Origin of the sequence: Pseudarthrobacter sp. R1, assembly GCF_024494415.1 — a bacterium.
GTDB lineage: Bacteria > Actinomycetota > Actinomycetes > Actinomycetales > Micrococcaceae > Arthrobacter.
In genome coordinates this window covers 78,688-92,346 of record NZ_JAMKFI010000006.1, presented here as the reverse complement: position 1 = coordinate 92,346, position 13,659 = coordinate 78,688, and the positions used below count along the sequence as shown (strand labels likewise).

12 protein-coding genes and 1 pseudogene are annotated in these 13,659 nt (G+C 64.4%); 12 read left to right on the top strand and 1 reads right to left on the bottom strand.

Annotation, left to right across the window (positions count from 1 at the left end):
- Positions 1–25: 25 nt before the first annotated feature.
- Positions 26–976: a flavin reductase gene (locus M8J71_RS06475; protein WP_256247145.1), complete on the bottom strand. Its 951-nt coding sequence runs from the start codon at positions 974–976 to the stop codon at positions 26–28.
- A gap of 117 nt (positions 977–1,093) precedes the next feature.
- Here M8J71_RS06475 and M8J71_RS06470 point away from each other — a divergent pair, with 117 nt between their 5' ends.
- The 12 genes and pseudogenes from M8J71_RS06470 to M8J71_RS06415 all read left to right on the top strand — a co-directional run.
- Entirely contained in the window at positions 1,094–1,795 is a 702-nt protein-coding gene (locus M8J71_RS06470) for a GntR family transcriptional regulator (protein ID WP_256247144.1), read from the top strand.
- Positions 1,796–1,948: 153 nt separating this feature from the next.
- A complete protein-coding gene (locus tag M8J71_RS06465; RefSeq protein ID WP_256247143.1) occupies positions 1,949–2,626 on the top strand; it encodes an amino acid synthesis family protein in 678 nt (225 codons plus the stop codon).
- Positions 2,623–3,174, top strand: coding sequence for an amino acid synthesis family protein (locus M8J71_RS06460; protein ID WP_256247142.1), 552 nt, complete (start codon positions 2,623–2,625; stop codon positions 3,172–3,174). Before M8J71_RS06465 ends, M8J71_RS06460 begins: the two co-directional genes overlap by 4 nt.
- A gap of 5 nt (positions 3,175–3,179) precedes the next feature.
- A complete protein-coding gene (locus tag M8J71_RS06455) occupies positions 3,180–3,911 on the top strand; it encodes an alpha/beta fold hydrolase (RefSeq protein WP_256247141.1) in 732 nt (243 codons plus the stop codon).
- On the top strand, positions 3,908–5,389 hold the full coding sequence (locus M8J71_RS06450) for an aldehyde dehydrogenase (protein ID WP_256247140.1): 1,482 nt from the start codon (positions 3,908–3,910) through the stop codon (positions 5,387–5,389). The genes M8J71_RS06455 and M8J71_RS06450 overlap by 4 nt, the downstream gene beginning before the upstream one ends.
- 11 nt (positions 5,390–5,400) lie before the next feature.
- The gene (locus tag M8J71_RS06445; protein ID WP_256247139.1) at positions 5,401–5,658 is read left to right on the top strand and encodes a tautomerase family protein; all 258 of its coding nucleotides are present in this window, start codon (positions 5,401–5,403) and stop codon (positions 5,656–5,658) included.
- Entirely contained in the window at positions 5,658–6,725 is a 1,068-nt protein-coding gene (locus M8J71_RS06440; RefSeq protein ID WP_256247138.1) for an LLM class flavin-dependent oxidoreductase, read from the top strand. Before M8J71_RS06445 ends, M8J71_RS06440 begins: the two co-directional genes overlap by 1 nt.
- A 793-nt stretch (positions 6,726–7,518) precedes the next feature.
- On the top strand, positions 7,519–8,304 hold the full coding sequence (locus M8J71_RS06435; RefSeq protein WP_305478742.1) for a ZIP family metal transporter: 786 nt from the start codon (positions 7,519–7,521) through the stop codon (positions 8,302–8,304).
- 160 nt (positions 8,305–8,464) lie between these two features.
- Positions 8,465–10,213 (top strand): ABC transporter ATP-binding protein, encoded by a 1,749-nt coding sequence (locus M8J71_RS06430; RefSeq protein ID WP_256247136.1) that lies wholly within the window; start codon positions 8,465–8,467, stop codon positions 10,211–10,213.
- Positions 10,210–12,246 (top strand): ABC transporter ATP-binding protein, encoded by a 2,037-nt coding sequence (locus M8J71_RS06425; RefSeq protein ID WP_374114817.1) that lies wholly within the window; start codon positions 10,210–10,212, stop codon positions 12,244–12,246. Before M8J71_RS06430 ends, M8J71_RS06425 begins: the two co-directional genes overlap by 4 nt.
- A 128-nt stretch (positions 12,247–12,374) precedes the next feature.
- Entirely contained in the window at positions 12,375–12,830 is a 456-nt protein-coding gene (locus M8J71_RS06420; RefSeq protein ID WP_256247135.1) for a hypothetical protein, read from the top strand.
- Between the two features lie 110 nt (positions 12,831–12,940).
- A pseudogene (locus tag M8J71_RS06415) lies at positions 12,941–13,605 on the top strand (ABC transporter ATP-binding protein); the annotation flags it as partial.
- Between the last annotated feature and the right edge of the window lie 54 nt (positions 13,606–13,659).

Sequence of the window (13,659 nt, the reverse complement as noted above, 5' to 3'; positions counted from 1 at the left end):
CCCGGGCAGTTGCGCGGGAGTGCGTTCAGAGTTCTTCGAGGCGTGCGCCGTCGAAGAAGTGGCCTGCCTTGTAGATCATGGGGTCCACGTCGGCGACTTCAGCGTGCCGTACGCGGCCAACGAAGATGGTGTGGGTCTTCGCCTGGAACCGTTCCTTGATCTCGGCCTCAAGGGAAGCGGCCGAACCCTCGATCAGCGGCACACCGTTGGGCCCTGCGTGCCATTCAAGGTTGGCAAATTTGTCCGGAGTTTTCGAAGCGAACGTTCGTACGGTGTCGTGTTGTTTGTTGCTAAGGATGTTGATCCCAAAGTGTTCCGACTGGAACAGGGCCGGGTATGTGGACGACGTCTTTTGGACACACACGAGAACGAGCGGCGGGTCCAGCGAAATTGAGGCATAGGAGTTGGCCGCCAGGCCCCGGGGCTTGCCGTCTTCGTCGACGGTGGTCACAACGGTGACGCCTGTGATGAACTGCCGGTTGAAGCCCTTCATAACGTCCAGCGGAAGGTTGCCGGTCAGTTCATCCACCACAACGTCCGTGGTTTCGTCCTCGAATGCTGAGTGGAGGGACGGAACGCCCAGGTCGGCCAGGAGTTCCGCAGCGTCCCAGGTGACGCGTTCGTAGGCAATGCGGCCATCGCGCAGCGTGAGGGCGTTCGATCCGCGGGTCTCCACCACACGTCCTGTGGGCGGAACTCCGCCCAGCGGGTGCGTAAACGTGCCGGTGGTTGTCCAAAAAATGGCTACATCGTCGCCGTCTGCGATGACCTTGTCGATGCGGGTGGTGAGGTCCGGGAATGCCGCCCGGACCTCCAGGATTTCCTGCTTGAGCTCATTCAGACCTGTGATTTTTTTCGTGCCGGCACTCTCACGCTGGTAGTCGGCGGTGACGATTGCGTCGAAAGCACTGACGTCACCCTCGTCCCAGGCTGCGGTCCAAGCTGCGGTCAAGGTGTGGTTGATTGTCTGTTGCATGCCACAACCGTAAATCTAAGTGTGATCTACGTCAACACCCTTCGCCAAAACAGCTGGAAAACGGGGAATAAGGGGAATCCCTTGACGCCCTGCTTGTATGCAACGTACGTTTGATGCATGCAAGAGACGCTTCAGGCAAAAACACAAGAGCAGGCGAACGGGAACCAGGGAAGCCTCCTGGACAAGCTCCGCAAGCTCGTCCTCAGCGGTGAGTACCCTCCGGGAGCACCCCTCCCGGAGCTGTTCCTGGCTGAAGAGTTCGACGTCAGCAGGACACCCGTCCGGGAGGCGCTCAAGCAACTGGAAAATGAGGGCCTGGTTGAAATCAGGCCAAAGGTCGGCACCTTCGTCCGGATACCCACCCGGCGCGAAATCGTCGAACTGTTCCAGCTAAAGGAAAGCCTGGAGGGCCTGGCGGCCAGCCTGCTCGCCCGGCGCGGACCCGTGCCGGAGCTGGACCGGCTTCGACGCAACATTGAAGCGTCAGAGGGCGCCGAGCGCAGGGGGGACAGCGCAAAGTACGCCGAACTGGTCCACGAGTTCCACTGGACCATCGTGAACGGCTCCGACAATTCAAAGCTCCGCGAGCACTACGGGCGCCTCATGAACCAGCTCGCTTACCACCGGATTGTCCTTGAGACCGTTGAGCGTCCGGCCCGGATGCGGGCATCCATCCGCGAACATCAGTCGGTTCTCGACGCGATCCTGGAAAAGGATCCCACCGGTGCCGAACTTGCGATGCGCGGCCACGTCAATGCCTCAAGCCTCGCCGCGGCCCGTATCGAAGCGCCCGAAGCCCCAGATGTGACCGGGAACTGAAATATTGACTGCGCCCATCCCTCGTGAACGGGGTGGCCAACCTTGCATTGCCGCTATACCAGCGAACTACTTGCCCCTGCGGCAGAGAAACCGAAAGGACCTGCACCGTGTGCTCCCTGACTGCCCTTTCCTTCCGACGAAAGGACCTGAACAGTGTCTGATACAGCCCTGACTTCCCGTTCCGCTGACGGAACCGTTCCTCGCCAGGCGCCCCTCATGGAAGAGCTCGCCCGGCAGGTCGGTGTCCGGAAGATCACCGTCCTCACCGAGGAACTGCTGCGTGACGGCCAAGGTTCCCTGCCCACCACCGTGACCAGGGCAGCCGCAGCCGCCGTCATCCGCAATCCATGGGCCGGCTTGCCGGTCTCGACGGACCTCGCGTCCGAGACCGAACGGATCGCGCCGATACTCGCGAAGGTCCTCACCGACCGCCTCACCGAAGCACTGGGCGGCGCCGAGGAAATCGAGGCCTTCGGCAAGTCGGCTGTTGTGGGGCTCAATGGTGAGGTTGAGCACGCCGCGGCGCTGATCCACACGCCGTTCTTCGGCAACCTCGTCCGCGAGTTCCTCGAAGGCACGTCCATCCTGTCCTTCTCGGACGACCGCGCCGAACCGGGAACCACCATTGCAGTGCCAATGTGGCACAAAGAGGCCGCCTCCACCCGCAGCCACTACCAAACCCTGACGCTAAGCCTGAGCGATGCGCCCCACCCGGATGAAATCGTCGTGATCGCCGCAGCATCCACAGGCTCTCGTCCGCATCCCCGCATTGGCGACCGAACAACTGACCGCCCCGTAACCGCTGAAATACTGGAGGGAATCCTGCCGTGAATATCCGTAAGATCGTTACTTTGTCCGAAGAAATCCTGACCGAGGGCGGCCGCCCCGTCACGCCCGGAGCCCGCGTCGCTGTCGCCATCGCCGTCGTGGAAAACCCCTGGGCAGGCCAGGGGTTCGTCGAGGACCTCAGCCACGGCATTGATGCAACCGCCTCCGACCTTGGCGCACTCCTTACTCCGAAGGTCATCGAGGCGCTTGGCGCCCCGGTCGAGGCCTACGGCAAAGCAGCCATTGTGGGCATCGAAGGGGAAGTGGAGCACGGCTCGGCACTGATCCACACACTCAAGTTCGGCGACCACTACCGCAAGGCCGCATCCGCAACCACCCTGCTGCCCGCCGTCGAGAAACGCGCGCCGGCCGGCACCGTGTTCGACATCCCGATGAAGCACATCACGGACGCGACCATCCGCTCCCACCACCAGACCGTCGAGGTCAGGATCGCCGACGCTCCCCACCCCGGGGAAATCCTCATTGCCCTCGCGGCATCCGCACAGGGCCGGCCGCAGGAGCGCCTGGCGCCCCTCTCCACAGAGCAATGACACAAATGCAGGAAACTCCCGTTGCCCTCCTTCACGGGGTGGGCCTGGACGCCGCCATGTGGGCGCCCGTCCAGGAAGCGCTCGGGCGTGAGTCGATTGCCATCGACCTTCCCGGGCACGGCCAGCAGCCGCCGCTGACGCAACCGGTCACCCTTCAAGAAATGGCCGACGACGTGCTCACGCGTCTCCCCGAACAATCCCACCTCGTGGGCTTCTCACTGGGCGCGCTGGTTGCCCAGTACATCGCCAGGTTCCATCCCGGCAGGGTCAAGACCCTCACCTGCGTGAGCTCTGTCTGCCAACGCACCGTTGCCGAGAGCAGTGCGGTCAGCGCACGGCTCGCATCGGCCGAAGCGGACTTCCCGGCCACGGTTGAGGCTTCGATCGACCGTTGGTACTCAGGGACGAGTGTGCCACAAAGCGTCGTTGACGCGACCCGCCGGACGCTCGAGGCAAATGACGTGCAGTCGTTTGTGCACGCCTACCGCGTCTTCGCCCTGGGAGACGGTGTCATCGCCGATGAGCTCAGGCGTATCGAGGTGCCGGCACTGGCCATCACCGGCGAGCACGACCCGGGCTCGACGCCGGAGATGACCAGGCGCCTCGCCGCAGCAATCCCCGGTGCGAAGGCTGTCATCGTCCCGGGTGCGCGGCACATGCTTCCCGTCCAGGACGCTGACGTCCTGGCCCGGGCAATCAATGAGTTCATCAAAGAATCCGAAGGAGAACGCGCATGACTGTTCGACTCGACCACTTCATCGGGGGTACCTGGTCTGCTCCCGCCGGTGGGGAATACTTCCCCAGCACCAACCCCGCAACACTCGACGTTCTCTACGAAGCCGCCCGGGGAACCGAGGAGGACGTGCGCCGGGCCGTGGCAGCGGCGAAGACCGCATTCCAGTCGCCGCTCTGGCGTGATCTCACCGCAACCAAGCGAGGCCACCTCCTGCGCCGCCTCGGTGACCTCATCGGCGAGCACGCCGAGGAGCTCGCCGAGCTTGAGACCCTCGACAACGGCAAGCTGCTGCGCGAGATGCGCGGCCAGCTCGCCGGCCTGCCGGAGTACCTGTACTACTACGCCGGTCTCGCGGACAAGGTCCAAGGCAGCCAGATCCCGACGAATTCACTCGCGATGCTCAACTACACCCAGCGCGAACCGCTGGGAGTTGTCGGAGCCATCACGCCCTGGAACTCCCCTCTGACGCTGACCACCTCCAAGCTCGCCCCTGCGCTGGCTGCGGGCAACACCGTGGTCATCAAGCCCAGCGAGTACACCTCCCGGACCATCCTCCGCGTGGCCGAACTGGCTTCGCAGGCCGGATTCCCCGACGGCGTGGTGAATGTCGTCACCGGTTTCGGACAGGAGGCCGGGGCTGCCCTGGTCAGCCACCCGGACCTGGCGAAAATTTCCTTCACAGGGTCCACACAGACCGGAGCCCGCATAGCCGCGGAAACTGCCTCACGCTTCATCGGCTCCACCCTTGAACTCGGCGGCAAAAGCCCCAACATCGTGTTCGGCGACGCAGACGTCTCAAACGCCGCCATGGGAGTCATCGCCGGAATCTTCGCCGCAGCCGGCCAGACCTGCATCGCCGGAAGCCGGGTCTTTGCCCACCGCAGCGTCTACGACGAACTCGTGGAGCGCGTCGCCGAACGGGCGGCATCCATCATCATCGGTGACCCGCTCCTGGCCACCACCGAGCTCGGACCCCTCGCCTTCGGCGCCCAGCTGGACAAGGTCAGCTCCTACGTCGACCTGGGCGTCAGTGAGGGTGCGACGGTCCGGACCGGAGGACGCCGGCCTGAGATCGATCTTCCGGGCTTCTTCTTCTCGCCGACTGTCCTGACCGACGTCGACAACTCGATGCGTGTGGTGCGGGAGGAAATCTTTGGCCCCGTCGCCGCGATCATGCCCTTCGACTCCGAGGACGAGGTGGTGGGCCTGGCCAACGACACCGAATACGGCCTGGCCGCCGGCGTCTGGACCCAGAACCTCGCCCGCGCCCACCGCATGGCCCGCCGGCTGGAGGCGGGCACGGTGTGGGTCAACACCTACCGAGCCATGTCCCCCATGTCACCGCGGCAGGGATTCAAGAACTCGGGTGTGGGCATCGAGCACGGGCTGGAATCCATGAACGAATACACCCGCCTCAAGAGCATCTGGATCAACACCGACGAAGGACCCGTGTCCGACCCCTTCGTCCTGCGCAGCTGAAGGAGCCATCCATGCCACTCATTGAAGTCTCCATAGCCCGCGGCCGGACCCCGGAGCAGCTCCGCGCACTCATCGCCGAACTGCACCGGGCGGCAGAAACCGCCGTGGGTGCGGTTCCGGACAACACCACCGTCATCATTCGCGAGATCGAGCACGAACACTGGTCCCGCGGCAACCAGACCATCGCCGAACGCAATGCAGCGTCCCAAGAAGCTGCTGTACTCAACGAGGCACCGCAGAACGCCGCGGCAGAACAAAGGAGTCACTAATGCGCTTTTCCCTCTTCGTCCACATGGAACGCTGGGACGAAACCGTCTCGCACCAGGAATTGTTCGAGAACCTGACCGAACTGACGCTCATCGCCGAGGCCGGAGGATTCAGCACAGTATGGATTGGTGAACACCACTCCATGGAGTACACCATCTCTCCCAGCCCGATGCCCCAGCTCGCCTACCTGGCCGCCCGCACGTCCACAATCCGGCTCGGTGCCGGCACCATCATCGCTCCATTCTGGAACCCGCTCCGCGTTGCCGGCGAAACGGCACTCCTGGACGTCATCAGTAACGGGCGCATGGAAGTGGGACTGGCCCGCGGCGCGTACCAGTTCGAGTTCGACCGGCTCATGGGCGGCATGTCCGCGGTAGACGGCGGCAAGCACCTGCGCGAACTCGTACCGGCAGTGCGCAAGCTCTGGGAAGGTGACTACGCACACGACGGCGAGGTCTGGCAGTTCCCGACATCCACCAGTGTCCCCAAGCCCGTCCAGAAGCCCACCCCGCCCATGTGGATCGCCGCCCGCGACATCTCCTCGCACGAGTTCGCCGTCGCCAACGGCTGCAACGTTATGGTGACCCCGCTGATGAAGGGCGACGAGGAAGTCGAAGACCTGGCACACAAGTTCGACACCGCCGTCGAGAACAACCCCGGCGTCCCCCGTCCGGACCTGATGGTGCTCCGGCACACGCATGTCCACTCTGAAGACGAGCCCGAGGGATGGCGGCGTCCGGCCGAGGCCATTCAAAAGTTCTACCGGACCTTCGATGCCTGGTTCGGCAACAAGACCACCCCGAAGAACGGCTTCCTCGAGCCCAGCCCCGAGGAGAAGTTCGCCGAGCGCCCGGAGTTTACGCCGGAATCATTCCACAAGACGGCGATGATCGGGACGCCCAGTGAGGTCATCGAGCGGCTCCGCCGCTACGAGGCACTCGGCGTCACCGAGTTCAGCTTCTGGGCTGACAACAGCCTCACGCATGAAGAAAAGAAGCGCTCACTCGAACTCTTCATCGAGCACGTCGTGCCCGCCTTCCAGGAACAGCCTGCCACAGCGGCACGCTAGTGCCGCGTTAAGGGCCAGCGTCAAAGACGTAAGAAAAAACGACGGCGGGACTTCCCGCCGTCGTTTTCGTCGCGGTGCCTCAGCGCCCAACGGGAACAGCCAGTACGAAATGAGTTAAGCAGTTGTCCAACCAATCAACGCCGATATGGGCGATCCAGCGGATTAATGCGGTTCTTGCCGCGGAGTACGATTTAGGGCGTCGGCCAACGGAGGCGGTTCTCGCCCAGCGGACGGGTTTAAGCAAGCGCCTTGTCCGGCGATGCTTGATCCATTCGGTGATGACCTCCAAGGACAAGAATCTCTTGAGGCCCGCCGTCAACACCACGCCAGTTCACTAGCACCCGGCAGCACAGCATCCCCGATGTCCAGCGCATCATCAAGACCGTTGGGCGCAGGGCACCACGAGCTGCTGGAGACATTTGAGTCGCACTCTGACGTCGTCTCCTCCCCGCTGGCAACGGAGGGAACGGCATGGGCCAGACCCCGGCGCCCACTTTCGCCCGTTTCCGTTAATGCAGTTGGGCCGCCCAAGTTGGAGTCATTTAGCGGGCTCCGGCATTGCCGCCTGCATCCTCGTCGGGTTTGGAATCCTCGGGTCCCGGCTCCGCGGAGCCACGTATCCCATGTACTGGATCTGACAAGGTACGGCGCTCCAGAGCCTGACCGCGGACAGCGTAGCCAGCAGGGCCCGATGGCCGACGGCTACGCTGTCCGGGAACCAGCCCAACCTGACTTCATAGGCCTTTTGCTTGTTGTGGTCCATTCCGCGCCCGCTCATAATGTGGCTGTGGGGATGTCGGTGCTCTTCGGCGTCGTGACTGCCAGTGCTTTAGTGCTGGGGGCCTTCGCCGGTGTGCGCTTTGAGCTGCCCAAGCGCGTCCTGGCTATCATCCTGTCCTTCGCGGCAGGTGCCCTGATCACTGCCCTGACGTTCGAGTTGTTCGAGGATTCCTTCGAGCGCGGCGGAGTCTGGCGCGCGGGTATTGGCCTGTTCATTGGTGCCTTGGTGTTCACGGTGTTGAGTGCATTGCTCGACCGGTGGGCCCAAGCCGGATCCGAGCCGGTTCCCGCGGATGAATACCGGGGCAGTCCCAAGCTCGACACTGACGCCGCTGCCGAGGACCGTGCCCCGTCCGCCGCGTCCACCAGGGGTGCGGCGGGCCTGGCTTTGCTGGCTGCCGCCACGCTGGATGGCGTGCCGGAGAATCTCGCCCTCGGCGTCTCGTTGGGTGAGGGGACCGGCGGCCTGGCGCTGCTGGCCGCGATCTTCGTCTCCAATCTGCCCGAGGCCCTTGTGGGGGCAGCATCAATGCGCAGCCAGGGGATGTCCACAGCCGCCGTTATCAGGCTCTGGGGCGTGTGCTCGGTTGTACTGGTCCTTGCCGTCGTGGTTGGTGCCGGCCCGCTCTCCGGCAGCAGCCCCGAGACGATCTCATTGCCGCTGGCCTTCGCGGCTGGAGCGGTGATCGCCGCCCTCGCGGACACCATAATGCCTGAGGCGTTCGAACATGGGGGACCGGCAGTTGCATTGAGCACTGCGGCCGGGTTCGTGGTTTCGTTCCTGTTGTCCCTGGCGTAGGAGCTGCTGCCGGTGAGTACCCGGCGGCACCCGGGGGCCGCCAAATACGCTGTCCGAGAACCGCCCCACCTTCTCCTGCGCATCCCCGGCCCCATCCCGGCCGCCGGACGTAAACTGACCTTCGCACCACACCTTGTGGACACTGTGTCAGGAGCCGCCCATGCTCTGGAAACTGCTTGTTGAATACGTCCGGCCCCACCGGAAGCTGCTGGCCGCCGTCGTGGTTTTCCAGCTGGCGCAGTCCATCGCGTCCCTGTACCTGCCCACCCTGAACGCGGACATCATCGACGAAGGCGTGGCCAAGGGGAACGTCGGGTACATCCTCAGCCTGGGCGGCGTGATGCTGGGGATCACCCTGCTGCAGATCGTCTGCGCGGTGATCGCGGTGTATTTCGCGGCGAAGGCGGCGATGGGCGTCGGCCGGGACCTCCGGGACGCCATCTTCACAAGGGTGGGCGACTTCTCCGAGCAGGAGGTCACCAGATTCGGCGCACCCAGCCTCATCACACGGTCCACCAACGACGTCCAGCAGGTCCAGCAACTGGTGCTGATGTCCGCCACCATGCTGGTCACCGCGCCCATGCTCAGCATCGGCGGGGTGATCATGGCCGTGCGGCAGGACGCGCAGCTGTCCTGGCTGATCGCCGTCGCCGTCCCGGTGCTGCTGATCGCCGTCGGCCTGATCACCGTCCGGATGGTGCCGCTGTTCCGCAAGATGCAGAAGCGGATTGACACCGTCAACCGGGTCCTCCGCGAACAGCTCACCGGCATCCGCGTGGTGCGCGCCTTCGTCCGCGAGGATATCGAGACCGAGCGCTTTGCCCGCGCCAACGAGGACGTCACGGACACCGCCCTGCGCGCCGGCCGGCTCATGGCGCTCGCGTTCCCCGTGGTGATGCTGGTCCTGAACGTCTCGTCCGTGGCCGTGATCTGGTTCGGCTCGTTCCGGATCCAGGACGGCTCCATGCAGGTGGGCACGCTCATCGCGTTCCTGAGCTACCTGCTGCAGATCCTGATGTCCGTCATGATGGCCACGTTTATGGCCGTGATGATCCCGCGCGCCGCGGTGTCCGGCGACCGGATCGGGGAGGTGCTGCGGACGGAGTCGAGCGTCCGGCCGCCGCTTCACCCCATTAGTACGACGGCGGCACAGGACGGCCGCCTCCGCGGCGGGCTGGAGATGCGCGACGTCGGATTCGCCTACCCGGGTGCCGACCAGCCCGTCCTCACCGGGATCAGCTTCACCGCCAGGGCAGGGCAGACGACGGCGATCATCGGCAGCACCGGCGCCGGCAAGACCACCCTGGTGAACCTCATGCCCCGGCTCTTCGACGCGACGGAAGGCTCGGTCCGGATGAACGGCGTGGACGTCCGCGCGCTGCACCCGGACCTGCTCTGGGGGCACATCGGCCTGGTCCCGCAGCGGCCCTACCTGTTCAGCGGCACCGTGCGCAGCAACCTGCTCTACGGCAAGCCGGACGCCACCGAGGACGAGCTCTGGACCGCGCTGGAGATTGCCCAGGCCCGCGACTTCGTGGAACGAATGGAGGAGGGACTGGACGCACCCATCAGCCAAGGCGGCACCAATGTCTCCGGCGGGCAGCGGCAGCGGCTGGCCATCGCCCGGGCCCTGGTGAAACGGCCCGAGCTGTACATCTTCGACGACTCGTTCTCCTCCCTGGACACCGGCACCGACGCCCGGCTCCGGCAGGCCCTCAAGCGCAGCACCGCCGGCGCCACGCTGGTGATCATCGCCCAGCGCGTCTCCAGCATCATGGACGCGGACCAGATATTAGTGCTCGAGGACGGCAGGATCGTCGGGCGCGGAACGCACCGTGAGCTGCTGGAGACCTCGGAGACGTACCGCGAGATCGTCTCCTCCCAGCTGGCAGCGGAGGAGACGGTATGAGCGCGCCACACCGCCCGGCGTCGTCCGCCTCTTCCGGAACCACCGCCGGAATCGCACCCGCGGGCAAAACGGCAAGCGCCGACGTCGTCCGCATTCCCCGTCCGGCAGGCGGGCCGGGGCGCGGCGGGCCGTTCGCGGGGATGAACGTCCCGGCGGAGAAGGCGATGAACTTCTGGCCGTCGGCCAGGCGGCTGATGGGGACGCTGCGGCCGGAGCGGGCGTGGCTGCTGCTGGTGTTTGCGACGGCGGTGGCCGGGGTGGCGCTGTCCGTGATCGGGCCGCGGCTGCTGGGGGAGGGCACCAACCTGATCTTCGCCGGCGTGGTGTCCCGGGAGCTGCAGGCAGGGACTAGCAAGGAGCAGGTGATTGCGCAGCTGCGGGCGTCCGGGGAGGGGCAGCGCGCGGACATGCTCAGCGCGATGGACCTGGTGCCGGGGCAGGGGATCGACTTCGCGGCCCTGGGCAGTGTGCTGACGTGGGCGCTGGTGCTGTATGTGCTGTCCTCGGCCTTTATGTGGGTGCAGGCGTATGTGCTGAACGGGGTGGTGCAGCGGACGGTGTTCGGGCTGCGGGAGCGGATCGAGGCGAAGATCAACCGGCTGCCGCTGCGGTATTTCGACTCCATCCAGCGCGGGGAGCTGCTCAGCCGGGTGACGAACGACGTGGACAACATTTCCCAGAGCCTGCAGCAGACCATCAGCCAGGCGGTGACGTCGGTGCTGACCGTGGTGGGTGTGCTGGTGATGATGGTGATCCTTTCGCCCACGCTGGCGCTGATTGCGCTGGTGACCATTCCGCTGACGCTGGGGCTGACGGCGCTGATCGCCAAGCGCTCGCAGAAGCTGTTTGTGGCGCAGTGGAAGCACACGGGGGAGCTGAACGGGCAGATCGAGGAGACGTACACCGGGCATGCGCTGGTGAAGGTGTTCGGCCGGCAGCAGGAAGTGGGGGAGCGGTTCCGGCAGAAGAATGCGGAGCTGTATTCGGCCAGTTTTGGTGCCCAGTTCATTTCGGGACTGATCATGCCGGCCATGACGTTCATCGGGAACCTGGTGTACGTGGGCATCGCAGTGGTGGGCGGGCTGCAGGTGGCGTCCGGCGCGATGCAGCTGGGCGACGTGCAGGCGTTCATCCAGTACTCGCGGCAGTTCACCATGCCGCTGGCGCAGCTGGGGTCCATGGCCAACGTGCTGCAGTCCGGAGTGGCGTCCGCCGAGCGGGTGTTCTCGTTGCTGGATGAGGAGGAGGAATCTGTGGAGCCTGCGCCTTCTGATGGTCCTGTGTTTGGGCGGGGGCGGCTGGTGTTCTCGGACGTGTCCTTTTTCTACTCGCCGGAGCAGCCGCTGATTTCCTCGCTTTCGTTGGTGGCGGAGCCGGGGCAGACGGTGGCCATTGTTGGGCCTACAGGGGCAGGGAAGACGACGCTGGTGAACCTGATGATGCGGTTCTACGAGATTGATGCGGGGCGGATAACGCTCGACGGCGTGGACGTCACCTCGGTGCCGCGGCGTGAGCTGCGCTCGCGGATGGGGATGGTGCTGCAGGATACGTGGCTCTTCGCGGGGACCATCCGGGACAACATTGCGTACGGGCGGCCAGGTGCTACCGAAGCCGAAATTTTAGAGGCCGCGCGGGCGACGTATGTGGACCGGTTCGTGCGGTCGCTGCCCGACGGGTACGACACTCTGCTTGAGGACGAGGGGTCCAATGTGTCTGCGGGGGAGAAGCAGCTGCTGACGATCGCGCGGGCGTTCCTGGCGCGGCCGTCGGTGCTGATCCTGGACGAGGCGACTTCTTCGGTGGATACGCGGACTGAGGTGCTGGTGCAGAAAGCTATGAGTGCTTTGCGGTCCGACCGGACTTCTTTTGTGATCGCGCACCGCCTGTCCACGATCCGCGACGCCGACCTCATCCTGGTGATGGAGGCCGGGCAGATCGTGGAACAGGGGACGCACGCTTCATTGCTGGCCGCCGGTGGGGCATACGCGCGGCTGTATGAGGCACAGTTCGCGGCACCTGCGGCGGAGGTTTAGATTTCGGCAGGAACTAACACTGTGACGCAGTGATGGTCCCATTTTCCAATCAGTTGAGGGCTGCGCGCCGGATCGATTGGATCGCGTGGAGCCTTTTTCACCCGTGATTCTGCTGCTAATTTGACTGAATGGATGCTGCCACTATCGGCATCGTCGGAGGCCTTGCCGGCGTGCTACTTGGTGCCTTCCTGACCTATGTTCTTGATCGCAGGAAGGCCGTTTCCGTGCGGCTTCATGAGTCACGAATAGAGGCTTACAAGCTATTTGCCGCTACTGCCATGGAGTATCGCCGGGCAGTCATGGATCAGTGGTTCGAAGACCATCAACTGCAAGAGTCGACGGATGACGATGAAGTTCACCGGACGCGGAGTTCAGCATGGTCTGCCTACTATGGCGTTCGCCTTTTGACTGAAGATCAGCGCCTGGGTGAGTCGGGCCGGCAAATTCTCGACAGAATCACCGCGCTGAAGGACGTAGCAAACCGAGAGGAACTGAACCGTCTGGGCGAGGACTGCCGTGATGAGGTAGACGGGTTCGTTGAGTTGGCTCGTGCAGATGTAGAAGTAGCGTCGAAAACTATATGACGAACTCTTTCCTCGGTCCATATCGAAATCGAGGTGTCGTCGGTAAAGGCGGTTCCTCTTCTGGCCACTGGCTCTCCTAAGCATTCCTTGGGTAACTCCCCCTGAGTCGGAAGCCGCCGATCTCCTCCCTGAATCTTGTGCGGAGCTGGGGCAGACGGTGCCGATCGTGGGGCCCACCGGGGCGGGCAAGACCACGCTGGTGAACCTGCTGATGCGGTTCTATGAGATTGATGCGGGGCGGATAACGCTCGAAGGCGTGGACGTCACCTCGGTGCCGCGGCGCGAGGATACGTGGCTGTTCGCCGGGTCGATCCGGGACAACGTTGCGTACGGGCGGCTTTCGGCGACCGAAGACGAAATTCTGGAGGCGGCGCGGGCGACATATGTGGACCGGTTTGTGCGGTCGCTGCCGGACGGGTACGACACGCTTCTTGAGGATGAAGGGTCCAACGTGTCCGCGGGGGAGAAGCAGCTGCTGACGATAGCGCGGGCATCCCTTGCGCGGCCTTCGGTGCTGATCCTGGATGAGGCGACGTCTTCCGTAGATACGCGGACCGAGGTGCTGGTTCAGAAGGCAATGAGCGCGCTACGGTCCGACCGGACGTCATTCGTGATTGCGCACCGCCTGTCCACGATTCGCGACGCCGACCTCATCCTGGTGATGGAGCCCGGCCAGACTGTGGAGCAGGGGACGCACGCATCACTGCTGGCCGCAGGCGGGGCTTTCGCTCGGCTGGACGAGGCGCAGTTCGCGGCCCCGGTGGCGGAGGTTTGATTGCGGCAGAGGCCTGGGAGCTTTTGTCAGCGAGGAAAATCACTAACGAATGTC

Coding starts and splice junctions, on each gene's coding strand:
- M8J71_RS06475 (WP_256247145.1), bottom strand. CDS start 976: ATGCAACAGACAATCAACCACACCTTGACCGCAGCTTGGACCGCAGCC.
- M8J71_RS06470 (WP_256247144.1), top strand. CDS start 1,094: ATGCAAGAGACGCTTCAGGCAAAAACACAAGAGCAGGCGAACGGGAAC.
- M8J71_RS06455 (WP_256247141.1), top strand. CDS start 3,180: ATGCAGGAAACTCCCGTTGCCCTCCTTCACGGGGTGGGCCTGGACGCC.
- M8J71_RS06450 (WP_256247140.1), top strand. CDS start 3,908: ATGACTGTTCGACTCGACCACTTCATCGGGGGTACCTGGTCTGCTCCC.
- M8J71_RS06445 (WP_256247139.1), top strand. CDS start 5,401: ATGCCACTCATTGAAGTCTCCATAGCCCGCGGCCGGACCCCGGAGCAG.
- M8J71_RS06440 (WP_256247138.1), top strand. CDS start 5,658: ATGCGCTTTTCCCTCTTCGTCCACATGGAACGCTGGGACGAAACCGTC.
- M8J71_RS06435 (WP_305478742.1), top strand. CDS start 7,519: ATGTCGGTGCTCTTCGGCGTCGTGACTGCCAGTGCTTTAGTGCTGGGG.
- M8J71_RS06430 (WP_256247136.1), top strand. CDS start 8,465: ATGCTCTGGAAACTGCTTGTTGAATACGTCCGGCCCCACCGGAAGCTG.
- M8J71_RS06425 (WP_374114817.1), top strand. CDS start 10,210: ATGAGCGCGCCACACCGCCCGGCGTCGTCCGCCTCTTCCGGAACCACC.
- M8J71_RS06420 (WP_256247135.1), top strand. CDS start 12,375: ATGGATGCTGCCACTATCGGCATCGTCGGAGGCCTTGCCGGCGTGCTA.